The organism is Streptomyces sp. NBC_00012, assembly GCF_045040875.1.
Taxonomy (GTDB): Bacteria; Actinomycetota; Actinomycetes; order Streptomycetales; family Streptomycetaceae; genus Streptomyces.
This window is the reverse complement of record NZ_CP108309.1, coordinates 7,176,480-7,199,892: the sequence shown is the minus strand read 5'-3', so window position 1 is coordinate 7,199,892 and position 23,413 is coordinate 7,176,480. Positions and strand designations below refer to the sequence as shown.

General features: G+C 70.8%; 19 protein-coding genes. 10 read left to right on the top strand and 9 right to left on the bottom strand.

Features of this window, described 5'->3' with window-relative positions; translation table 11 throughout:
- Positions 1-136: 136 nt before the first annotated feature.
- The 9 genes from OHA19_RS32955 to OHA19_RS32915 all read left to right on the top strand — a co-directional run bounded on the left by OHA19_RS32955 (position 137) and on the right by OHA19_RS32915 (position 10,907).
- A complete protein-coding gene (locus OHA19_RS32955) occupies positions 137-2,284 on the top strand; it encodes a peptidase C14 (protein ID WP_405710681.1) in 2,148 nt (715 codons plus the stop codon).
- Between the two features lie 27 nt (positions 2,285-2,311).
- Complete coding sequence (locus OHA19_RS32950; RefSeq protein WP_405710683.1) at positions 2,312-3,568, top strand: Gfo/Idh/MocA family protein; 1,257 nt, start codon at positions 2,312-2,314, stop codon at positions 3,566-3,568.
- 83 nt (positions 3,569-3,651) lie between these two features.
- On the top strand, positions 3,652-4,914 hold the full coding sequence (locus OHA19_RS32945) for an extracellular solute-binding protein (protein ID WP_405752530.1): 1,263 nt from the start codon (positions 3,652-3,654) through the stop codon (positions 4,912-4,914).
- 114 nt (positions 4,915-5,028) lie between these two features.
- Positions 5,029-5,934, top strand: coding sequence for a carbohydrate ABC transporter permease (locus OHA19_RS32940; protein WP_405710687.1), 906 nt, complete (start codon positions 5,029-5,031; stop codon positions 5,932-5,934).
- 2 nt (positions 5,935-5,936) lie between these two features.
- Positions 5,937-6,896: a carbohydrate ABC transporter permease gene (locus OHA19_RS32935; protein WP_331749745.1), complete on the top strand. Its 960-nt coding sequence runs from the start codon at positions 5,937-5,939 to the stop codon at positions 6,894-6,896.
- A 6-nt stretch (positions 6,897-6,902) separates the two neighbouring features.
- The gene (locus OHA19_RS32930) at positions 6,903-7,931 is read left to right on the top strand and encodes an NAD-dependent epimerase/dehydratase family protein (RefSeq protein WP_405710689.1); all 1,029 of its coding nucleotides are present in this window, start codon (positions 6,903-6,905) and stop codon (positions 7,929-7,931) included.
- A gap of 8 nt (positions 7,932-7,939) precedes the next feature.
- Positions 7,940-8,995, top strand: a complete 1,056-nt coding sequence (locus OHA19_RS32925; protein WP_405710691.1) for a dihydrodipicolinate synthase family protein — start codon at positions 7,940-7,942, stop codon at positions 8,993-8,995.
- On the top strand, positions 8,979-10,001 hold the full coding sequence (locus tag OHA19_RS32920; RefSeq protein ID WP_405710693.1) for a hydroxyacid dehydrogenase: 1,023 nt from the start codon (positions 8,979-8,981) through the stop codon (positions 9,999-10,001). The genes OHA19_RS32925 and OHA19_RS32920 overlap by 17 nt, the downstream gene beginning before the upstream one ends.
- 57 nt (positions 10,002-10,058) lie before the next feature.
- The gene (locus OHA19_RS32915) at positions 10,059-10,907 is read left to right on the top strand and encodes a fumarylacetoacetate hydrolase family protein (RefSeq protein WP_405710695.1); all 849 of its coding nucleotides are present in this window, start codon (positions 10,059-10,061) and stop codon (positions 10,905-10,907) included.
- Positions 10,908-10,926: 19 nt separating this feature from the next.
- Here the strand turns inward: OHA19_RS32915 and OHA19_RS32910 are convergent, their stop codons facing one another.
- The 5 genes from OHA19_RS32910 to OHA19_RS32890 all read right to left on the bottom strand — a co-directional run bounded on the left by OHA19_RS32910 (position 10,927) and on the right by OHA19_RS32890 (position 17,340).
- On the bottom strand, positions 10,927-12,618 hold the full coding sequence (locus OHA19_RS32910) for a flavin monoamine oxidase family protein (RefSeq protein WP_405752528.1): 1,692 nt from the start codon (positions 12,616-12,618) through the stop codon (positions 10,927-10,929).
- Positions 12,619-12,665: 47 nt separating this feature from the next.
- On the bottom strand, positions 12,666-13,463 hold the full coding sequence (locus tag OHA19_RS32905; protein ID WP_405710699.1) for a carbon-nitrogen hydrolase family protein: 798 nt from the start codon (positions 13,461-13,463) through the stop codon (positions 12,666-12,668).
- Positions 13,464-13,660: 197 nt separating this feature from the next.
- Positions 13,661-14,116 carry an Lrp/AsnC family transcriptional regulator gene (locus OHA19_RS32900; protein WP_405710701.1) on the bottom strand — a complete coding sequence of 152 codons (456 nt, stop codon included), beginning with the start codon at positions 14,114-14,116 and terminating at the stop codon, positions 13,661-13,663.
- Between the two features lie 111 nt (positions 14,117-14,227).
- Complete coding sequence (locus OHA19_RS32895) at positions 14,228-15,685, bottom strand: aldehyde dehydrogenase family protein (RefSeq protein ID WP_405710703.1); 1,458 nt, start codon at positions 15,683-15,685, stop codon at positions 14,228-14,230.
- Positions 15,686-15,873: 188 nt separating this feature from the next.
- Positions 15,874-17,340: a GuaB1 family IMP dehydrogenase-related protein gene (locus tag OHA19_RS32890; protein ID WP_405710704.1), complete on the bottom strand. Its 1,467-nt coding sequence runs from the start codon at positions 17,338-17,340 to the stop codon at positions 15,874-15,876.
- A gap of 307 nt (positions 17,341-17,647) precedes the next feature.
- Between OHA19_RS32890 and OHA19_RS32885 the strand changes: the two genes are divergently transcribed.
- The gene (locus OHA19_RS32885; protein ID WP_405752525.1) at positions 17,648-18,670 is read left to right on the top strand and encodes a terpene cyclase; all 1,023 of its coding nucleotides are present in this window, start codon (positions 17,648-17,650) and stop codon (positions 18,668-18,670) included.
- A gap of 96 nt (positions 18,671-18,766) precedes the next feature.
- Here OHA19_RS32885 and OHA19_RS32880 read toward each other — a convergent pair whose 3' ends face one another.
- From OHA19_RS32880 to fmt, 4 genes are all read right to left on the bottom strand, one after another.
- Positions 18,767-19,783 (bottom strand): sugar-binding transcriptional regulator, encoded by a 1,017-nt coding sequence (locus tag OHA19_RS32880; RefSeq protein ID WP_405721270.1) that lies wholly within the window; start codon positions 19,781-19,783, stop codon positions 18,767-18,769.
- A 152-nt stretch (positions 19,784-19,935) separates the two neighbouring features.
- Entirely contained in the window at positions 19,936-20,619 is a 684-nt protein-coding gene (gene rpe / locus OHA19_RS32875; protein WP_405710707.1) for a ribulose-phosphate 3-epimerase, read from the bottom strand.
- A 198-nt stretch (positions 20,620-20,817) separates the two neighbouring features.
- Positions 20,818-22,251: an RsmB/NOP family class I SAM-dependent RNA methyltransferase gene (locus tag OHA19_RS32870; RefSeq protein WP_405752522.1), complete on the bottom strand. Its 1,434-nt coding sequence runs from the start codon at positions 22,249-22,251 to the stop codon at positions 20,818-20,820.
- A gap of 72 nt (positions 22,252-22,323) precedes the next feature.
- Positions 22,324-23,256, bottom strand: a complete 933-nt coding sequence (gene fmt, locus OHA19_RS32865) for a methionyl-tRNA formyltransferase (protein WP_405710711.1) — start codon at positions 23,254-23,256, stop codon at positions 22,324-22,326.
- Between the last annotated feature and the right edge of the window lie 157 nt (positions 23,257-23,413).

The following is a 23,413-nucleotide window of genomic DNA, read 5'->3' as shown; positions in this document are numbered from 1 at the left end:
CTTCCGACCCGGTTCCGGCGCCTGCCCATCGCACCTGAACATCCAACGGCCGGACCCTTTTCAGCCATCCGCCTCATGGCAGTCCCCCGCAGGAACGCTCCCTCACTTGTCGCACTTCTCGGAAGGCGAAGTCCGCATGAGCGTTCCGCACCACCACACCTCCGCCTCGTCCCGCCGGAATCTGTTGCGGGCTTCGGGTCTGGCCGGTCTGGTCATGGCCGGTTCGGCCGTGGCCGCCGGCTCCGCCCAGGCCGCACCCGCCCCCACCGGTGACGTGCTCCGTGTCGACACCGTCGCCGGACTCCGGGCGCTGAACACCAAGCCGCTCGACGACGGCACCCAGGTCCTGATCGCCGGATACCACACCCCCGGCGACGGCGGCTCCATGGCCGTGCGATGGGACAGGAAGTCCGAAGCCGCACACAACGGCGGCACCGTCATAGCCCCCGCGAAGACCGGCACCGGCCGCTGGCACCAGCTCCACACCGGAACCCTCGACTTCCGCACCTTCGGCCACTTCGACGCGAAGACCCCCGCCGACGCCGCACTCGACACGATGATCGCCGACAAGAGCGTCCACCGCATCGAAGCCCACACCGACCTCCTCTTCACCCAACGCCACCTCTGGAACCGCTCCAACATCGAACTCGACTTCGGCGGCCACCGCATACGCACCGAAGGCATCGAGAAGAACACCCACGACAACCCCTTCGGCGCCGTCCTCTCCTTCCGCGGCACCGTCACCGACACCACCGTCGAACACGCGCTGAGCGCCGCGATGCCGGACCTCTCGGACCTCTTCGAGGTCGGCGACTCGTCGAAGTTCGCCGTCGGCCAGTGGTGGGCCGTGGAGATCGACGCCCTGGCGGGCAAGTACGAGAAGGAGATCCAGCGTCTCGTCCAGATCACCGACGTCGTGGACTCGACGCACGTCCGGGTCAACTACCAGATCGGCTGGGACCTGGCCGCGGGCCGCAAGCTGAGCTGGACCCGCATCGAGCCCGTCGACCGCGCCCACGTCCGCAACATGGTCTTCGAGGGCTGGGGCGAGGACGAGATGACCGGCTCGCACCCGGTCGCGTACGAGTACGCGGTGCGCTGCGACGTCTCCGGGATCGAGGCCATCGGTACCTTCTGGCCGGTCGTGATGCGCCGCTGGTGCACGTACTACCGCACCGAGCAGTGCTCGCTGACCAACCCGAAGTCCGTCACCTACGGCGGCGCGGGCTACCTCACCCAGCAGATCTACTGCCTGTACGGACACGTGGAGGACTGTCACACCTCCAACGCCCGTCACCTCAACGACTTCACGGCCTCCGCCTACTGCTACGTCACCAACTGCCACGGCGACGGTGACGACGAGGGCCCGTTCGTGACGCACGGTCAGTTCGAGCACGACCTCGTCTACACCGGCAACTCCGGGCTGATGACCTTCGCCAACTCCGGTGCCGCCTGGGGCGGCAGGGCCAAGCGGATCACCGTACGCCGGCACGCCTGCTCCTGGTTCGTGGCCCGGGTCAAGATCACCGATCTGACCCTGGAGGACGTCCTGGTCATCGGCAAGAAGTCGCTCGCCGGCTCCGGAATGCTCTGGGTCAACGCCGACGGTGTGCAGATGCGCGGCTGTACGGCCACCGGTCCGCTGATCGTCTCCCGGGCCTCGGACCTCTCCGCCCGGCCCAATGTGATCGCCGACTCCTCGTTCGCGTTCGCGGCGGGCGCGGAGATCACCCAGGCCAACGTCACCGCCCCGCTCACCATCCAGCGCAGCGTCCTGAAGGGCGTCGACGGCGCGGTCCTCAACGGCACCGGCCCGCTCACCCTGGACCAGTGCACGCTGACCGGGTCCAAGGACACCGCCCCCGTCTCGCTCGCGCACGCCGACATCACCGTGCTCGGCGGCGAGCTCCGCGACACCGGGCTGAAGCTGACCTCGGCGAAGGACCAGCGGCTGCGCGTCGACGGCACCCGGCTGAGCGGCACCAACAAGGACGGCGCCCTGCTCGCCCGCACCGGCTCCGGGCGGACCGTCGACTGGCAGCTCACCGGCCTCGACTCGACCGCGCCCAAGGGCACCGCCCATGTTCTGGTCACCGAGGGCCCCAACCGCTACCGGGCCACCGGCTCCACCTTCACCGGCGGCCGGCTCGAACTGCGGCCCGCGGCGTTCACCGGCGACAGCCACCTGCTGCACACCGGCTGCGTCGAGGACGGCACCGAGCGCACCGCACTGCCGGACGAGGGCGAGCGCGTCGCCCACACCGCGGCCACGCTGCGCATCTGATCACCCCATCGAGCACCAGGGATTCCCGTGTCCACGCATACCCCGATCACCGGCCGGCCCGTACGGGTCGCGCTCGTCGGCGCCGGCAACCGCGGTCTGACGTACGCCGAGTGGATCAAGGCGCACCCCGAGCGCGCCGAGCTCGTCGCCGTCGCCGATCCGCGCCCCGCGGCGCGGGCCGCGGCCGGCGCACCCGTCGAGTTCGACGACTGGCGTCCGCTGGTCGAGAACCGCATCGCCGACGCCGTCGTCGTCGCCACCCAGGACCGCTTCCATGTGGAACCGGTGCTGGCGCTGGCCGAGGCCGGTTACGCGATCCTCGCCGAGAAGCCCCTCGCCCCGACCGAGGAGGAGACCCGGCGGATCGTCGAGGGCGTGGAGCGGGCCGGAGTCCTGTTCGCGGTGTGCCACGTCATGCGGTACACCCCGTACACCGACCTGGTGAAGGAGGTCGTGGACTCCGGAGTGCTCGGTCAGCTGGTCTCCCTCGACCATCTGGAGCCGGTCGGCTGGTGGCACTACGCCCACAGCTATGTGCGCGGGCCGTGGCGCAGCGAGAAGGACTCCTCCCCGATGCTGCTCGCCAAGTCGTGCCACGACCTGGACTGGATCACATACGTGATGGGCGGCCGGATCGAGCAGGTCTCCAGCTTCGGCGGGCTGAAGCACTTCCAGCCTTCGAACGCCCCGGCCGGGTCCGCCGAGCGCTGCCTCGACTGTGCGGTCGAGCCCGACTGCCCGTACAGCGCGCTGAAGCTCTACATGCCGACGCTGCGCGAGAAGGGCGCGGTCTGGCCGGTCACCCATGTCACCGAGGCGAAGGACGAGGCCGGTCTCGTGCAGGCGCTGCGCGAGGGCCCGTACGGCGTCTGCGTGTACCGGAGCGACAACGACGTGGTCGACCACCAGGTCCTGGCCATGCAGCTGACGGACGGGGTGACCGCGACCTTCCAGATGGTGGCGTTCACCGAGCAGACGCACCGCCAGACCCGGATCTTCGGCTCGCACGGCTGGCTGATCGGCGACGGCGAGCGGGTCACGGTGCAGGACTTCCGTACCGGCGAGACCACCGTCCATGAACTCGGCGCGTCCGGTTCGAACGCGGCCGACGGGCACGGCGGCGGGGACGCCGCGCTCGTCGAGGCGTTCGTCACCGCCGTCGCCACGGGTGACGCCGGGGCGGTCCGCTCCGGTCCCGCCACCTCGCTCGGCAGTCATCTCGCGGCGTTCGCCGCCGAACGTGCCCGGCACACCGGCACCGTCCAGACGGTTCCGGCGCAGTGACTCCCCCTGAAGGGCCGGTCGTTCGGACCGGACCGGGCTCGCCCTCTTCCCGCCCCACCCTCACGTCCTCGGAGGACCACCTCATGTCCCGTCTCCTCACCCGCCGTTCCAGAGTCCGCGCCGTCGCCGCCCCCGTGGTGGCCACCGCGCTCGCCGCCGGTGTGCTGGCCGGCTGTTCCGGCAGCGGCAGCGGCAGCGACGACAACACCGTCACCATGTGGACCTACCCGGTCATCTTCGACGAGGCCAAGAACAAGGCTTACTGGGACGGCCTGGTCAAGGCGTTCGAGAAGGAGCACTCCGGCGTCAAGGTGAAGGTGGAGACCTTCCCGTGGGCCAACCGCGACACCGCGCTGGCCACCGCGATCGCCTCCGGCAAGGGCCCGGACGCGGTCTACCTGATCCCCGACCAGCTCCCGAAGTACGCCAAGAGCATCGTTCCGGCCGACGACTACATGCCGGCCGACGCCAAGTCGGACTACACCGACTTCGCGCTGAAGTCCGTCACGGTCGACGGCAAGGCGCTCGGCACCCCGGTCCTGACCAGCGCCAACCCGCTGATCTGCGACAAGCGGGTGTTCGCCGCGATCGGTGAGAAGAGCTACCCGACGAGCTGGGCGGAGCTGGAGGCACTGGCCCCGAAGCTGAAGGAGAAGGGCTACTACGCCACCAGCTACAGCGGTGACACCCAGCAGACCCTGAACATGACCTTCTACCCGCTGCTGTGGCAGGCCGGCGGCGACGTGTTCTCCGAGGACGGCAAGAACGTCACCTTCAACGACGCGGCCGGCGTCAAGGCGCTGACGTACCTGAAGAAGCTGGTCGACGGCGGCTACACCGACAAGGACCTGGTCACCACCACGCCCAAGCTGGAGCAGACCCCGACCGCCAAGGGCAAGGTGGCCTGCACCTGGCAGAACACCCCGGCGGACGTGGAGCCGTTCTGGGGCAAGGAGAACATCGTCGTCCAGCCTCCGCTGAAGGACGCGAAGTCGGTCGGCTACGGCACCGTCGGCGCGCTGTCGATGCTGAAGGGCGCCGACAAGAAGAACACCGGCGACTGGCTGAACTTCGTCGCCGAGTCCAAGAACGCGGCCGGCCTGCAGAAGGGTGCGGGCTACTTCCCGGCCCGCAAGTCCGGCGGCGACCTGTACCCGGGCGACGCCCTCCAGACCGCGGTCGGCGCCACGCTGCCGACCATGGACGTGGGTCCGCTCCAGGACAAGGCACGTGAGGTCCAGGGCGTGCTCGCGCCGGAGATCCAGGCGGCGCTGCTGGGCAAGAAGAGCCCGCAGGAGGCGCTGAACGCCGCGCAGAAGGCCGCACAGGCGATGCTCGGCCGCTGACCGGGCGCGGTGCCCGGGTCAGGCCGCACCCCGACCCGGGCACCGTTCCCTCCTCCCGGGGGGGCACTCCCCCCCCGACCCCCCGCAATTCCCCCGTACCGCAAGGAGATCCCCGTGGCAGTCGTCGCGGAACCAACCCGCCGGGGCCGTCGCAGCGGGCCGCAGGCGCGCCGCGAGGCCCGGATCGGCCTGCTCTTCGTCCTTCCGTGCTTCCTGCTCTTCCTGGCGTTCCGGTTCGGTCCGGGCATCGCCGGGGTGCTGATGAGCTTCACCGACTACTCCCTGACGGGCGGTGGCAGTTTCATCGGGCTGGACAACTTCACCCGCCTGTGGGACGACCCGCTGTTCTGGCAGGCGCTGAAGGTGACGGTCCTCTACACCGTGCTCGCGGTGCCGGGCACGCTGATCGCGTCGGTGTCCCTGGCGCTGATCACCCGCCGCGCGTTCCGCGGCGCCAAGTTCTTCCGTTCGGTGTTCTTCCTGCCGGTCGTCACCTCGCTGGTGCTGGCCGCCACCGTCTTCGTCTGGATCTTCTCGACCGGTGGGCCGTGGTCCACCCTGATGAGCTGGTTCGGGATGTCCGAGGGCTCCTGGCTCTCCGACGACGTGCTGGTGCTGCCCGCGCTCGCGATCATCGGCGTCTGGTCCCGCTTCGGATACGGGATGCTCATCCTGCTGGCCCGGATGCAGGACATCCCCCGCGAGCTGGAGGAGGCGGCGCTCACCGACGGCGCGGGCCCCTGGCAGCGGTTCCGGTACATCGTGCTGCCGCAGCTCAAGCCCGCCCTGTTCTTCCTCGCCGTGATCGAGACGACGGCCTCGTTCCAGGTCTTCGACGCGGTCTACACCATGACCGGCGGCGGCCCCGCCAACGCCAGCTACACGCTCGTCTTCCAGCTCTACGACGCGGGCTTCAAGTACTTCGACCTGGGTTACGCCTCCGCCATCGGCGTCGCGCTCTTCGCGCTGACCGTGGTGGTCGCGGTGATCCAGCGGCTCGTGATCGGGAAGGACCAGTGACCATGACCGCAGCACCCGCCCAGACCGAGACCCCGCCCGGGACCCCGCCCGCGCCGAAGGCCCCCGCGACCCCCGACCGGGCCGCCCGCCGCGCCGAACGCAAGCTGCGCAAACTCTCCGAGCAGGACACCGTCCCGTACGGCATGCGGCCCACCCGGGCCGGCCGGATCGGCCGCGCCGTCCTGCTGACGGTGGCCGCGATCGTGACGATCTTCCCGTTCTACGCGATGGTCGTGCTCTCCCTGAAGCCGTCCGCAGCGGTCGAGTTCCCCGGCAGCCTGCTGCCGTGGCCGCTGACCGGCGAGGCGTACGACACCGTCATGAACGCCCAGGACGTACCGCGCTGGCTGTTCAACACACTGATCTACTCGGTCGTCTCCGTCGTCGGCGTGCTGCTGCTCGCCTCGCTCGCCGGGTACGCCTTCGCCAAGAAGCGCTTCCCCGGCCGGGAGACGATGTTCTGGTCGTTCCTGTCGATGGTGATGGTCCCCTACCACGTCACGATGATCCCGACCTTCGCGATGATCGCGAAGCTGGGCGGCGTGGACACGTACTGGGGTCTGATCGTGCCGACCCTGGCCAACGCCCAGGCGGTGTTCCTGATGCGGCAGTTCATCCAGGGACTGCCGGACGAACTCTTCGAGGCGGCCCGGCTGGACGGCTGCAACGAGTGGCAGATCTTCTACCGGATCGTGCTGCCGCTGCTGAAGCCGATCCTGGCCACCCTCGGAGTCTTCGTCTTCCTGTGGCACTGGAACGACTTCCTGTGGCCACTGGTCATCGGCCAGTCCACCGACATGCGCACCCTCACCGTCGGCATCGCCTCGCTCCAGCAGCAGAACGTGCCGCTCAACGTGGTGCTCTCCGGCTCCGTCATCGCGTTCGTGCCCATCTTCGCCGCGTACATGGTGGGCCAGCGCTACTTCACCGAGGGCGTCACCGCGTCCGGAATCAAGGGATAGCTACGAATGTTCACCGATGAGGCCGCGCTCGAAGAGCGGCTCGCCACCCCCTCCCCCGCGCTCGTCGCCGATCTCGGCCGTCTCGAAGGCGATCTGCTGGTGCTCGGCGCCGGCGGCAAGATGGGCCCCAGCCTGTGCCGGCTCGCCCGCCGCGCGCTGGACGCCGCGGGCCGCCAGGACGTCACCGTGTACGCGGTCTCCCGCTGGTCCGACAAGTCCGCCGCCGACGAGCTGGAGGCCGCCGGGGTCTCCACCGTGGCCTTCGACCTGATGGACCCGGCCGCCGATCTGGCAGAGCTGCCGGACGCCGGGAACGTCGTCTTCATGGTCGGCGCCAAGTTCGGCTCCGCCGGGGCCCCTTCGCACGCCTGGGCGGTGAACGCCGCGATGCCGGACCGGGTGGCGCGCCGCTGGTCGCAGGCGCGGATCGCCGCGTTCTCCACCGGCAATGTGTACCCGCTGGTACCGGTCTCCTCCGGCGGCTGCACCGAGAGCGACCCGGTCGGTCCGGTCGGCGAGTACGCCATGTCGTGCCTGGGCCGGGAGCGGATCTTCGGCCACGCGGCACTGACCCGTGGCACCAGGGTCGCCAACATCCGCCTCAACTACGCGGTCGACCTGCGCTACGGCGTCCTCGCCGACATCGCGTACCGCGTACAGGCCGGCGAGCCCGTCGATGTGACGACCGGTCACGCCAATGTGGTCTGGCAGGGGTACGCCAACGAGGTCGCGCTGCGCTCGCTGCTGCACGCCACCGACGGCGAGGCGTTCACCCTCAACCTCACCGGCCCCGAGACCGCCTCCGTACGGCGGCTCGCGCACTGGTTCGGTCAGGAGTTCGGCAAGGAGCCGGTGTTCGCCGGCGAGGAGGCGCCCACCGCGCTGCTCTCCGACGCGAGCCGCTGCCACGCGCTGTTCGGCTACCCGGACGTCACGCTGCGCACCCTCGTCGAGTGGCAGGCCGACTGGCTGCGCCGCGGGCTGCCGCTGTCCGGCAAGCCCACCAAGTTCCAGGTCCGTGACGGAAGGTTCTGATCCACTCCATGTCCACTCCCTCCCCGGTGTCGACCCCCGCCCTGGACGCGCTCGCCCACGGTGCGGTGATCCCCGCGCATCCGCTCGCCCTGCACGACGACGGCTCCTTCGACGAGCGCCGGCAGCGTGCGCTGACCCGCTACTACCTCGCCTCGGGCGCGGGCGGCGTCGCCGTCGCCGTGCACACCACCCAGTTCGAGATCCGCGAACCGGAGGTCGGCCTGTTCCGGCCGGTCCTGGAGCTCGCCGCCGAGACGATCGACGCCGAGGCCGGCCGTCCGTTCATCAAGGTCGCCGGTGCCTGCGGCTACACGGCGCAGGCCGTGTCGGAGGCCGAGACCGCCGCCGAGCTCGGCTACGACGCGGTGCTGCTCAGCCCCGCCGTGCCCGGCGCGGACGAGAAGGGGCTGCTGGAGCGGGCGCGGGCGGTCGGCGAAGTCCTGCCGGTGATCGGCTTCTACCTCCAGGAGGCGGTCGGCGGACGCTATCTGTCGCCGCACTTCTGGTCCTCGTTCACCGATCTGCCGAACACGGCCGCGGTGAAGATCGCCCCGTTCGACCGCTACCGCACCGCCGATGTCATACGGGCCGTGGCCGCCGCCGACCGGGCCGACGAGGTGGCGCTGTACACCGGCAACGACGACGACATCATCGGTGATCTGCTCACCCCGTACGAGACGGCGGCCGGCCGGCCGCGCTGGTTCGCGGGCGGGCTGCTCGGCCAGTGGGCCGTGTGGACCGGCTCCGCGGTGACGCTCCTGGACGATGTCCGAAAGGCCCGCGGCGGGGACCACGAGGCGATGGTGCGCTGCCTGGCCCGCCGCCCCGAGCTGACCGATGCCAACAGCGCGGTCTTCGATGTGCGCGGCGCGTTCCGCGGCTGCATCGCCGGGGTCCACGAAGTGCTGCGCCGCCAGGGCCTGTTGGCGAACATCCGGTGTCTGGACCCGGCCGAGACGCTCTCCCCCGGACAGGCCGAGGAGATCAGCCGGGTGGCCGCGGCCTACCCTTGGCTGACCGATGACGCCTTCGTTGCGGAGCACCTCGATGCCTGGCTCTCCTGATCCTGACGGCCGCTCCCGGGTGGTCGTCGCCGTACCGCCGGGCCTGCGCGCCCAGTTCTTCACCGCCGAGGTGTGGCGGGAGCTGGAGCGGGCGGCCGAACTCATCGTCGTCGACGACCACCGCGCACGGGCGGCGGTCGCGGCCGCGCTGCCCGGCGCCCGTGCGCTGATCACCTCGTGGCGGGCGCCGAAGGTGGACGCCGGGCTGCTGGAGCATGCGGACCGGCTGGAACTGGTGGCGCACACCGGTTCGGCGGTCGCCCCCTATGTCACCGAGGACGTGTTCCGGCGCGGCATCCTGGTCACCCAGGCCGGTGACGAGATGGCCCGCCCGGTCGCCGAGGTGGCGCTCGCGTTCACGCTCTCGCTGCTCCACCGCGTCCACCGCTTCGACCATGCCCTGCGCGGCGGGCAGGAGTGGGCGGCGGCGAGCGAGGCCCCGCCGCGCCACGAGATCCACGGCAGCGACATCGGCGTGATCGGCGCCTCCCGCACCGGGCGCGCCTACATCGCCCTGGTGCGGGCGATGGGGGCACGGGTGAGCGTCACCGACCCGTACCTGTCCGCCGCCGACGCCGAGGCACTCGGTGTGGAGTCCGTACCCCTCCAAACGCTGCTCTCGCGCAGCAGGGTCGTGGCCGTGCACGCGCCGGTCACCGAGGAGACCCACCGGATGATCGGCGCCGAGCAGCTGGCGCTGATGCCGGACGGGGCGGGTCTGGTGAACACCGCCAGGTCGTGGCTGGTCGACGAGGACGCGCTCCTCGCCGAGCTGGCCACGGGCCGGCTGGACGCGGCGATCGACGTCTTCGACGCCGAGCCGCTGCCCGTGGACCACCCGTTCCGTGCCCTGCCGAACGTGCTGCTCACCCCGCACCAGGCGGCGGGCAGCGTCGAGTGCCGGCAGCGGCTGGGCGCCAGCGCCGTCAACGAGGTGCTGCGGCTGCTCGCCGGGCGCCCCCCGGTGCACGCCGTCACCGCCGACGCCCTCGCCCGTCTGCACTGAGAGCAGTACAAGGGCCGAGCGCCCTCAACACCCGTACCGTTCAGGAGATCTCACCACATGCGACTGATGCGCATCGGCGAGCCGGGCCACGAGCGCCCGGTCCTCGTCTGTCCCGAGGGCCGTCACTACGACCTGTCCGGCATCACCGACGACATCGACGGCGCGTTCCTCGCCGCGCTCGCCGACAACCCGCACCTGATGCCCGCCGAGCCGGTGCTCCCGGAGACCGACATCACCGGTCAACGGATCGGAGCCCCCGTGGCCCGGCCCTCCGCGCTGCTCTGCATCGGCCAGAACTACGCGGCCCACGCGGCGGAGTCGGGGGCCGAGCCGCCCGAGCAGCCGATCCTCTTCTACAAGTCGCCGAACACCGTCGTCGGCCCGTACGACGACGTGCTGATCCCGCGCGGCTCGAAGAAGACGGACTGGGAGGTGGAGCTGGCCGTCGTCATCGGCCGCCGCGCCTCCTACCTCGACTCCCCCGCCGACGCCGCCGCGCACATCGCGGGCTACGCCGTCAGCAACGACGTGTCCGAACGGACCTTCCAGCTGGAGGAGTCGGGCGGGCAGTGGTCCAAGGGCAAGAGCTGCGCGACGTTCAACCCGCTGGGCCCGGTGCTGGTGACGGCCGACGAGGCCGGCGACCCGCAGCAGCTGCGGCTGCGCAGCTACGTCAACGGTGAGTCCCGGCAGGACTCCTCCACCGCGGACATGATCTTCAGCGTGGCGCACCTGGTGCACCACCTGTCGCAGTATCTGGTGCTGGAGCCCGGCGACATCATCAACACCGGAACCCCGCAGGGCGTGGCGCTGTCCGGCCGCTTCCCCTACCTGGGCCCGGGCGATGTGATGGAGGTCGAGATCGCGGGCCTCGGCCGGCAGCGCAGCGTCTGCCGGCCCGCTTGACGGAAGGCCGTAACGCCTCTCAGTCCTCCGGGAGCTCGACCGGGGCGATGTCGTCGAAGACGTCGCCCGGGCCGGGGTTCGTCGCATCGGTCGCGCCGCCGAACCGGGTCATCACACCCCACACGGCGTTGAGCGCGGTCTGTACGGCGCCCTCGGCCCAGCCGGCCGTCCAGGAGATGTCGTCGCCCGCGAGGAACAGGCCCCGGCGGTCGGCGGGCAGCCGGTCCTGCATGAAGTGGGTGAACAGCCGCCGCTGGTAGCGGTAGTGGCCCGGCAGGTTGGCCTTGAACGCGCCCATGAACCACGGCTCGTTCTCCCAGGACACCGTCACCGGGTTGCCGATGATGTGCTTCCTGATGTCGACGTCCGGGTAGATCTCGCCGAGCGACTTGAGCATGACGTCCATGCGCTCGTTCGGGGAGAGCGGCAGCCACTTCAGGCTGTCGTCGCACCAGGTGTACGAGAGGCAGATGACGGCGGGCTTGTCCGGGCCGTCGTCCAGGAGGTACGTCCCCCGGGTCATCCGGTCGGTGAGCGTCATCGACATGGTGTCCCGCCCCGTGGCCTCGTCCTTGTCGAGCCAGAACGGCCGGTCGACGGGGACGAAGAGCTTGGACGACTCCATGTAGTGGGTGCGCTCCATCGCCGTCCAGTGGTCGATCGGGAAGAGCGCGTCGTCGCAGTCGATCTTCGATAGCAACAGCCAGGACTGCCCGGTGAAGATCGCGGCCGGGTAGGTGCGGATGTCGCCGGTGGCATCGGTGACGGTGATCCGGTTGCCGGCGGTGCGGTTCAGCCGGGTCACGGCGGGGCGCGGCTCGCCGTTGTGCAGCGAGGACAGCGATGTGCCGAGCGGCCAGTGGACGATCTTCTGCGGCTCGCGGTCCCAGAGCCGCAGCGGGAGCTGCTGGCTGCCGCCGACGATGCCCCGGTGGTGGTCGTCCGCCTCGGTGTAGACGACGCGGAGGATCTCCAGGATGGAGTTGGGGAAGTCGGTGTCCCAGCCGCCGGTGCCGAAGCCGACCTGGCCGAAGATCTCCCGGTGCCGGAACGACTTGAAGGAGTCGGAGTCGCAGAGGAATCCGTAGAAGGTCTGGTTGTCGAGCTTCTGGACGAGCTTCGCCCAGATCTCCCGGATGCGCGGCACATCGCGCTCACGCATCGCGCGGTTCATGTCGGAGAAGTCCGCGCCCTCCTCCAGGCAGCGGTTCCAGGCGTCCATCACATCGCGGTAGACCTGCGGCAGGTCGTCGATGGTCCGGGCGTAGTGGGACTCGCCCTTGAGGTCGACGACGGTCGAGGGGGTGGCCGGGGAGAGCGGGTTGGGGAACGGCCTCGTCTCCAGGCCGACCAGGTCGATGTAGTGCTGGAGCGCGGTGGAGGACGGCGGGAAACGCATCGCGCCCATCTCGGCGGTGAGTTCCGGGTCACAGCCGTCGAAGCCGACGGTGCGCAGCCGGCCGCCGATCTCGTCCGCCTCGTAGACGACGGGCTTGAGCCCCATCTTCATCAGCTCGTACGCGGCGACGATGCCGGAGAGACCGCCGCCGATGACGGCGACCTCGGTGCCGTGCTCGGTCGCGGGTATCTGCCCGATGCCCGCGGGGTGCGCCAGGAAGTCGTCGTACGCGTAGGGGAAGTCCGGCCCGAACATGGTGATCGGCTCGGCGGCGTCGGTGTGCTGGACGGCGTTGGGCACCGTGGACGTCATGGGGTAGGGACTCCTTGCGCGAATGACAGTGGAACGGTGGGGCGGGCTCAGACGAGGGAGCCGTACAGGCCGGGGCGGCGGTCGCGCAGATACGGGTTCGCGGTCCGCGAGGCGCTCAGCAGCGCGGGGTCCACCTCGCCGACGACCAGTTCCTTCCCGCGGCCGGCCCGGCTGCGGACGGCGCCGTCGGGACCGGCCAGGCAGCTCAGCCCGACGAACTCGAACTCGCCCTCCGGACCGGTCCTGTTGACGTACGCCACGTACATCTGGTTCTCGAAGGCGCGGACCGGCACGAGGGACTCGGCGACGAACTGGAAGGGGTGCATCTGCGCGGTGGGCACCAGGAGCAGATCGGTGCCGGCCAGTGCGTGGGCGCGGACGTTCTCCGGGAACTCGACGTCGTAGCAGATCATGATCCCGATGCGTACGCCGTCCAGCTCTGCCTGGACCACCGTCTGCTCGCCCGGGGTGAACCACTCGTGCTCGAAGGAGCCGAAGAGATGGGTCTTGCGGTAGTTGGCGAGCGGCGTCCCGTCAGGGCCGATGAGCTGTGCGGCGTTGAAGACCCGCTCGCCCGCGCGCTCCGGGTACCCGTAGAGGACGGCGAGTCCGTGCCGGGCGGCGATCTCACCGACGGCCAGGGCGGACGGCCCGTCGGCCGGCTCGGCCAGCCGGGGCACCTCGGCCCCGATCGCGTAGCCGGTCAGGAACAGCTCGGGGCAGACCAGGAGCCGCGCTCCGGCGTCCGCGGCCCGCCGCGCCGCTCCGTCGAGCACCTCGATGTTCTCGGCCACGTGCCCGGGGAGTCCGGAGTTCTGGAGCAGGGCGGTGCGCAACGGCGGCATGGCTGACCTCGGACGGTGCGGGCTGGCGGGGACGTATCGAAGGTACGGTCCGCCGCTCGTGGGGGACAAGGCGCGAGTGTTGCGCGTGCACCGTCGATCCATTGCGTGCCCGGGGCCACCGGCGGCGATTCATTGCGTGGGGCGTCTTCGCAGGTCAAAAGGGTGACGTGGGTCTCATGCGGCCCGGCGCGCGGAACCTACTCCGGCGCGCCCGACGAGTACCGCCGCAGCAGCGGCGACAGCACCAGGACGGACTTCGTCCGCTCCACGTACGGCTCGCCCGCGATCCGCTCCAGGACCTGCTCGAAGTGGCGCATGTCGGCGGCGAAGACCTGCACGATCGCGTCGGCCTCCCCCGTCACCGTGGAGGCCGACGCGATCTCCGGATAGCGCGCGAGCCCCAGCTTGATCGCCTCCGGCGAGGTGTTGCGGCTGCAGTAGATCTCGATGAACCCCTCGGTCTCCCAGCCCAGCGCGGCCGGGTCGACCCGGACCGTGAAACCGGTGATGGCGCCCTCGGCGCGCAGCCGGTCCACCCGGCGTTTCACGGCGGGCGCGGACAGGCCGATCATCGCGCCGATGTCCGCGTAGGAGCGCCGGGCGTCTTCGGCGAGGGCGTGGACGATGCGTTCGTCGAGGTCGTTCAGGCGCACTTCGGGCGGTTCACTTCTCTGCGATGGCCGGTGTCGGGGGCGGCACGGGCCGCCCCCGAAGTAGACCATGACGGCGCCCGCCCGGGCGCGCTCACGGCGGTGTGCGACCGGTCAGAACGGGAACCGCGAACGGCCGTGCTGCACCGAGATCCACTTCTGGGTGGTGAAGGCCTCGATCATGGCCTCGCCGTTCAGCCGGCCGAGGCCGGAGCTCTTCTCGCCGCCGAAGGGGACGATGGGCTCGTCGTGGACCGTGCCGTCGTTGATGTGGATCATGCCGGTGTGGATGCGCTGCCCGACCCGTACACCGCGCTCGATGTCGCCGGTGTGCACCGCGCCGCTCAGGCCGTACGGGGTGTCGTTGGCGATTCGTACGGCCTCGTCCTCGCCGTCGAACGGGACGATGAGCGCGACCGGCCCGAAGATCTCCTGGGACAGGACGGGGGAATCGGCGGCCAGTCCGGTCAGCACGGACGGGCTCACCAGATTGCCGTCGGCCCGGCCGTGCAGCAGGGCCGTCGCACCGGCCGCCACGGTCTGGTCGACGAGCGAGGAAATGGCCTCGGCCTGCGAGGAGTTGATCAGCGGGCCGATCACGGTGTCCGGCTCGGCCGGGTCCCCGACCTTGAGCGAGGCGACCTTGGCGACGAACTTCTCGGTGAACTCCTTCTCCACCGCCCGGTCGACCAGGATCCGGTTGGCGGCCATGCAGACCTGGCCCTGGTGCACGTACCGGCTGAAGACGGCCGCGTCCACGGCGTAGTCGAGATCGGCGTCGTCGAGGACGATCAGCGCGCTGTTGCCGCCGAGTTCGAGCACGGCGCGCTTGAGGTTCGCCGCGCAGACCGTGGCGACGTGCCGCCCCACCTTGTCCGAGCCGGTGAAGGAGATGACCTGCGGTACGGGGTGCTCCAGCAGGGCGTCGCCGATCTCCGCGATGTCGGTGACCACGACGTTCAGCAGGCCGGCCGGCAGCCCGGCCTCCTCGAACACCTTCGCCACCAGTGTGCCGCCGCAGACCGGGGTGTTCTGGTGCGGCTTGAGCACCACCGCGTTGCCGAGCGCCAGGGCGGGGGCGACCGACTTCAGGGACAGCAGGAATGGGAAGTTGAAGGGGCTGATGACGCCCACGACACCGACGGGCACGCGGTAGACGCGGTTTTCCTTGCCCTCGGTCGGCGAAGGCAGTATCTGCCCGGAGGGCCGCAGCGCGAGCTGGACCGACTCCCGCAGGAACTCCTTGGCGAGGTGCAGCTCGAAGGCGGCCTTCAGCCGCGTGCCGCCCAGCTCCGCGACGATCGCGTCACCGATCTCGGACTCGCGCTCCTCGACGACCCGCAGTGCCCGCTCCAGCACGGCCCGCCGGGCGTACGGGTTGGTGTCGCCCCAGGCCCGCTGGGCGTCCTGCGCGGACCGGTACGCCCGGTCGACCTCGTCGGCCGTGGCGACCGTGATCGAGGCGAGCTTCTCACCGTTGTACGGGTTGAAGTCGATGATGTCCCAGGACCCCTTGCCCGGCCTCCACTCTCCGTCGATGTACTGATGGGCCAGGTCGGTGAAGAAGGACATGAGATCCCTTACCACTGAGGAACGAGCGGCTGATTGGGCTTCATGTTACTTAGTCCGAACGGCAATTGGGGCGGCGTCGGACGACCGGAAGCGGTCATCCGCACAGCCCGTCGCAGAAGCCCGGAAACGCAGGTGCCCCTCCGGGCCGGAGCGGCCGGGAGGGGCACCTGTGTCATCGCGCCGCGGGATCAGTTCCAGCTGGCGTGCAGCGGCTTGCCCTCGGCGTATCCGGCGGCGCTCTGCACCCCGACGACCGCCTTCTCCGCGAACTCCGCGAGGGAGGCCGCACCGGCGTAGGTGCAGGAGGAGCGGACACCCGCGATGATCGAGTCGATCAGGTCCTCGACGCCGGGCCTGGCCGGGTCGAGGAACATCCGCGAGGTGGAGATGCCCTCCTCGAAGAGCGCCTTGCGGGCCCGGTCGTAGGAGGACTCCTCCGACGTACGGTTCTTCACGGCGCGCGCGGACGCCATGCCGAAGGACTCCTTGTAGAAGCGGCCGTCGGCGGACTGCTGGAGATCGCCGGGCGACTCGTACGTACCGGCGAACCAGGAGCCGATCATCACGTTGGACGCGCCGGCGGCGAGCGCCATGGCGACATCGCGCGGGTGCCGGACGCCGCCGTCCGCCCAGACGTGCTTGCCGTACTTCTTCGCCTCGGCGGCGCACTCCAGTACGGCGGAGAACTGCGGCCGGCCCACACCGGTCATCATCCGGGTGGTGCACATGGCGCCGGGTCCGACACCGACCTTGATGATGTCCGCGCCGGCCTCGATGAGGTCGCGCACGCCCTCGGCGGCGACGATGTTGCCCGCGACGATCGGGACCTGCGGGTCGAGCCCGCGGACGGCCCGGACCGCGTTGATCATGGACTCCTGGTGGCCGTGGGCGGTGTCCACGACGAGCGTGTCGACACCCGCGTCGAGGAGCAGCTTGGCCTTGCCCGCGACATCGCCGTTGATCCCGACGGCGGCGGCGATCCGCAGCCGGCCGTCCGCGTCGGTGGCGGGGGTGTACAGCGTGGCGCGCAGAGCGGCCTTGCGGGTGAGGATGCCGACGAGCCGGCCGTCCGCGTCGACCGCGGGGGCGAGCTTGCGGTTGGCACCGTCCAGCTTGTTGAACGCGTCACGCGGGTCGATGTCCGCGTCGAGCAGCACCAGGTCCTTGGACATGACCTCGGAGAGCTGGGTGAAGCGGTCGACGCCGGTCAGGTCGTGCTCGGTGACGACACCGAGCGGCCGCTGTTCCTCGTCGACGACGACGCCCGCGCCGTGCGCGCGCTTGGGCAGCAGCGAAAGGGCGTCGGCGACCGTCTGGCCCGGGGTCAGCACGATCGGCGTGTCGAGCACCAGGTGTCGCGTTTTCACCCAGGAGATGACGTCGGTGACGACCTCGATCGGGATGTCCTGCGGGATGACGACGATGCCGCCGCGGCGGGCGATCGTTTCGGCCATCCGGCGGCCCGCGATGGCCGTCATGTTCGCGACGACGAGGGGGATGGTGGTGCCGGTGCCGTCGGGCGAGGAGAGATCGACACCCTGGCGGGAACCGACTGCCGAACGGCCCGGGACCATGAAGACGTCGTCGTACGTGAGGTCGTACGGGACCGAGGGGGACTCTGTGTAACGACCAGTACCGGGCTCAAGAAAACGCATAACGCTCATTTTTTCATATGAAACGGAGCAGGTCGCTTCCACGAAGACACAACAAAGGGCACCCGCGTTCATATGTTCCTCCGAGGAAACCGGGCGGGCGTCCCGGGCAAGTGGAACCTGCCTTGCCGGCGGACCCTACCCGAAAGGCATTCGAATCATTCGCGATCATCTTCCCTGGACCTGGTGACAAGGGGTCGGGTAGCTTCAAACCCGCAGGTCCCGTGGGTCTCGACTACGCCCCGGAGGAACAGCCGGAAGGGTCACAACTTCCGGTACCCGTACGACCGGAGAGGATCACGACCCACCCGTGGAGAGCGAACTGCCGGACATCTACTGCCCGTTCCCCCAGCGCACCAACCCGCATGTCGGAGCCACCCGGGCCCATCTCGGCGAGTGGACCCGCAACACCGGTCTGGTGCACCGTGATTCGGCCAGGGACCGCTTCGTGCAGGCGGACTTCGGTTCCTTCGTCGGCATGGTGTACCCGACCGCCGACAGCAAGAATCTCGACCTCGTCGCGGACTGGTTCGTATGGCTGTTTCTCGTCGACGACCAGCTCGACGACGGCCATCTCGGCCGCAGCCCGGAGCGCGTGCGGGACGTGGTCGAGCTGATGCGGACCGTGATCGAGGGCGGCGCTCCGGCCCCACTGCCGGACGGGCGGCTGCCCGCCGCCGTGGTCGCCCTGGCCGACCTGTGGGAACGGACGACGCCGACAGCGGCCCCGCACTGGCGCACCCGGTTCGGATGGCACCTGACCACGTATCTCACGACGACCACCACCTGGGAGGCGGGGAACCGGGCCGCCGGGGTGGTGCCGTCCGAGGAGACGTACATCGCCAAGCGGCGCCACACCGGCGCGATACATGTCTGCATGGACCTGATAGAGATCGTGGCCGGGATCGAGGCTCCCGAGTCGATCCACAACGACTCCCGGTTCATCACCGCGCTGGAGGCCTCCTGCAACGTCGTGTGCTGGGCCAACGACGTGTACTCGTACGAGAAGGAGCAGGTGCTCGGCGAGATCCACAATCTCGTCCATCTGGTCCGGCACCATCGCGGCTACGGCGAGCGGCAGGCGCTCGGACACGTCTGCGCCGAGATCACGACGGAGACGGAGCGCTTCCTCACCGCCCAGGCCGAGCTGCTGGGGGCGTACCCGCAGCTGTCCTGGATGCTCACTCCGTACCTGGAAGGCATGCAGAGCTGGATGCGCGGCAACCTCGACTGGTCGCGGCAGACCCCGCGCTACAACCCGGCCGATGTGAGCCAGTACGAGGAGCCGGAGGAGTACCTGGAGGCGACGGTCCTGGGCATGGCCCGGGACTGAGCCGCCGGACAGGGCGATGCCCGGACGACGCGCGCGTCGTCCGGGCATCGCCCTGTCCGCGACCGGTGGGGGCGGCGGGGGCCGCCCCCATGTCGCTCAGACGCCGTCCGGGTCGGCCCGCTCCAGCGCCGGCCGCTGCGGTGCCGCCGACTCCGTCAGCAGGTAGTCGGCCGCCGCCGTGTCCGTCACCAGGCTGGTGACCAGGCCCGACCTCAGCACCGCTCCGATCGCCGCGGCCTTGCGCTGGCCGCCCGCGATCGCCACCACCTCCGGGATCCGGCGCAGCCGGTCGGCCTCGACCGTGATGCACCGCTCCCCCAGGTCCCGGCCGACCCGCCGTCCCTCGGTGTCGAAGAGGTGCGCCGACATCTCCGCGGCGACGCCGAGCGAGGCGTAGTGCGCCCGCTCCTCGTCGCTGAGCATGTCGTGCACGGTCGAGATGCCCGGCTCCCAGGAGCCGATGGAGACCGCCGCGACGGTCACCTTGTCGAAGTACTCGAAGGCGCGGGCGATCCCGGTCTGGTGTCGCAGCGCGGCCGCCGTCGCCGGGTCGGGCAGCAGCATCGGCGCGTAGATGGGGTGGGCCTCGCCGCCCGACACCTGGGCCGCGCGCCGGACCGCCTCGACGGAGCCGCGCTCGGCCGTCCCCGCGTCGTACACCCCGGTGAGCTGGACGACCGTGCACGGCGGCAGCCGGTCGAGCGCCGCGGCCATGTGGATGGTGGATCGGCCCCAGGCCAGCCCGAGCACATCGCCCTCGTTCACCAGTTCGCCGAGGAGATCGGCCGCGACCTCGCCCAGGTTCTCCGGGTCCGGTGCGTCGTCCTGTTCCTCGGCCGGTGACTCGACGACGACCGCGTGGCGCAGCCCGTAGCGGGCGCGGAGCGCGTCGGAACGCTCGGCGTCCAGTTCGGCGGGGACGCGGATCTCGATCCGTACGAGGTCGCGCTCGAGAGCCGTCTCCAGAACCCGGGCCACCTTGAAGCGGCTGACGCCGAACTCCTCGGCGATCTGGATCTTCGACTTTCCCTCGAGGTAGAAGCGACGGGCCATGGCCGCCGCCTGCACCAGCTCCGCGGGCCCCATCCGCAGGGCGGACCGGCCCGCCGACATTGCAGACACCGCGATCTCCTCACTGCTGTTCACACTCTCGATACGCCGTTCATCCTGTCAGATCCGGCGTTCCTTGATCGGTCCCGTCGGACCGAGTTCATCTGTCCTTGGCCGGGCCGTCCCGAAATCGGGTACGGGAGCCGGTTCCGGTGTCAGTGACCGCACGCCCAGGCCGCCGAGGCGGTGGCCCCGTCGGCCTGGGCACGCAGGGCCCGCACGGCTTCGGACGGGTCCGTCGCCCCGTACACCGCCGAACCCGCGACGAAGACGTCCGCGCCTGCCTCGGCACACCGCTCGATGGTGGAGGCGGAGACGCCGCCGTCGACCTGGAGCCACAGTTCGAGGCCGTGCTTGGAGATCAGCTCACGGGTGCGGCGGATCTTCGGCAGCATGATGTCCAGGAAGGCCTGGCCGCCGAAGCCCGGCTCCACCGTCATGATCAGCAGCATGTCGAGCTCGGGGAGCAGGTCCTCGTACGGCTCGATGGGCGTCGCGGGCTTGAGCGCCATGGAGGCGCGGGCGCCCTTGGCCCGGATCTCCCGCGCCAGCCGTACGGGGGCCGCCGCGGCCTCCGCGTGGAAGGTGACGGAACCCGCGCCGGCCTCGACGTACCGGGGCGCCCAGCGGTCCGGGTCCTCGATCATCAGATGGCAGTCCAGCGGGGTGTCCGTGGCCCGGCTGAGCGATTCGACGATGGGCACGCCGAGGGTCAGATTGGGCACGAAGTGGTTGTCCATCACATCGACGTGGAGCCAGTCGGCCCCTTCGACCGCCTTCGCCTCCTCGGCGAGACGTGCGAAGTCGGCGGACAGGATGCTGGGGTTGATCTGGGCCATGCCCCCAGCCTGCCATGTTCCGCGCCACTTCCCCGCCCCGGTGCGGGCCAAAGCCTCACGGGATCATTACAGTTCGCGCGATCCGGCTGCCCCCGGCCGCACGATCCGGGCGTTTCGGTCCCGGGCGGGCGGTTCGGGGGCCCGCCGCCGCCGGAACGCGCGGGAACGGGCACGGGCCCCCGAGGCCCGTCGAAGGGGTCAGGCGGTACGTCGCAGCAGTGCCAGGTACATCGCGTCGGTGCCGTGCAGATGCGGCCACAGCTGGACGTCGGGGCCGTCACCCAGCGCGGGCACGCCCGGCATCAGCGGGCGCGCGTCCACCCACTCGGCCGCCACGGGCTCACCGCCGCGCCCCTTGAGCACGTCCTCGACGACCACCCGGGTCTCCGCGAGGTGCGGCGAGCAGGTCGCGTATCCGACGACGCCGCCGACCCGCACCGCCTTCAACGCCTCGCGCAGCAGTCCGCGTTGGAGCGGGGCGAAGTTCTCCAGGTCCTCCTTGCGGCGGCGCCAGCGCGCCTCCGGGCGGCGGCGCAGGGCGCCGAGGCCCGAGCACGGCACGTCCATGAGGACCCGGTCGAAGCTGCCGGGCCGCCACGGCGGGCGGGTGCCATCGGCGGTGATCACCTGGTACGGGCCGGGGTTGCCGGCCAGCGCGCGCTCGACGAGACGGGCCCGGTGCGGCTGCTTCTCGGCTGCGAGCAGGGCGGCGCCCCGTCCGGCGGCGAGCGCGGCGAGCAGGGCGGCCTTGCCGCCGGGGCCCGCACAGCCGTCGAGCCAGCGGCTGTCGCCGCCCTCCACGGGTGCGTCGGCGAGGGCGGCGGCCACCAGCTGGCTGCCCTCGTCCTGAACCCCGGCCCGGCCCTCCTGGACGGCGGTCAGCGCGCCGGGCTCGCCGCCCTCCGCCATCCGTACCGCGTACGGGGACCAGCGGCCCGGCAGGCCGTTCTCGTCGCCGAGGGCGGTGAGCAGCTCATCGGTGGTGGAGCGGCCGGGCCGGGCGACCAGGGTGACCTCGGGCCGCTCGTTGTCCGCTTCGAGCAGGTCCTCGATCCCGGCGCGGCCACCGCCCAGCGCGTCCCACAGCGCGGAGACGATCCACCGCGGGTGCGAGTGCACGACCGCGAGGTGGTCCTCGGGGTCCTCCTCGTACGAGGGGGCCACCTTGGCCACCCAGCCGTCGAGATCGTCCGCGGAGACCTTGCGCAGCACGGCGTTGACGAACTTGGCCCGCCCCTCGCCGAGCACCACCCGGGCCAGCTCCACGCTGGCGGAGACCGCGGCGTGGGTGGGGATCCGGGTGCCGAGCAGCTGGTGCACGCCCATGTCGATCACGTCCAGGACCGGCGGGTCGACCTCGCGCAGCGGCCGGTCGATACAGGCCGCGACGATCGCGTCGTACGTGCCCTGGCGGCGCAGCGTCCCGTAGACCAGCTCGGTCGCCAGCGCCGCGTCCCGGTTGTCGAAGTCACCCTTGGCGCGTGCCTTCTTCAGCAGCGGGGGCAGGACGAGGTTGGCGTACGCGTCCCGTTCGTCGACGGCCCTGAGGGCTTCGAAGGCGAGGAACCGGACGGGATCCTTCTTGGGGCGGCGATGCGGCTTGGCGGGACGGCGACGCTGCTGGTCGTTCACGTGAAAGGTGCTCCGCTGATGGTGAGAGGACGAACCCTCCCAGCCTACGTCGCCGCCCCGGCCCCGGAGGGCTCAGCTGCCCAGCAGCTCGCCGTGGGCGATCCGTACCCCGCGGGCCCAGTCGGCGGCCCGCATCGGCTTCTTGCCCTGGGGCTGGACCCAGAGCAGCTCGACCGCGTGCGATCCGGTGCCCACGTACACGTTGTTCTTGGCCGCCGACAGCTCGCCGGGCGCCAGATCCGCACGGTCCAGCACGGGCACCGCCTGGATCAGCTTCAGCCGCTCCCCCCGGAACAGCGTCCACGCGCCGGGCGCGGGGGTGCAGCCGCGCACCACACGGTCGACCCGCAGGGCCGGGGCGGACCAGTCCACCTGGGCGTCCTCGACCGTGATCTTCGGTGCGAGGGTGATCCCGTCTGCGGGCTGCGGCACGGCGTGCAGGGTGCCGTCCTCGATGCCGTCCATCGTGGCGACGAGCAGCCCCGCACCGGCGAACGCCAGCCGGGTCAGCAGGTCGCCGCTGGTGTCGGTGGGACGCACCTCCTCGGTGAGCACGCCGTACACCGGGCCGGAGTCGAGCCCCTCCTCGATCAGGAAGGTCGACGCGCCGGTCACCTCGTCCCCGGCCATGACCGCGTGCTGAACGGGGGCCGCGCCGCGCCAGGCGGGCAGCAGCGAGAAGTGGAGGTTGACCCAGCCCCGGGCGGGGACGGTGAGCGTCTCCTTGGGGAGCAGCGCACCATAGGCGACGACCGGGCAGCAGTCAGGGGCGATCTCCCGCAGCCGGGCGAGGAAGTCCTCGTCGCGCGGCCGGGCGGGCTTGAGCACCTCGATGCCGGCCTCCTCGGCGCGCTCGGCGACGGGGCTGGCGACCAGCCGGCGGCCGCGCCCGGCGGGGGCGTCGGGCCGGGTCACGACGGCGGCCACCTCGTGCCGGTCGGAGGCGATCAGGGCGTCCAGGGCGGGTACGGCTACCTCGGGGGTGCCTGCGAAGACGAGCTTCATGGGTGGCTGACTGCCTCTCGGGCCGGAACGTACGGTGACGAGCAACGCACCAGTCTATTGGCCCGGCGGCCGGGGGGCGTACGCATGGTCGCGCGCCCCTCTGAAGGGCGTACGCGCCCCTGAAGCGTGACCAGATCCACAGCTGAGGCGTTGGTCA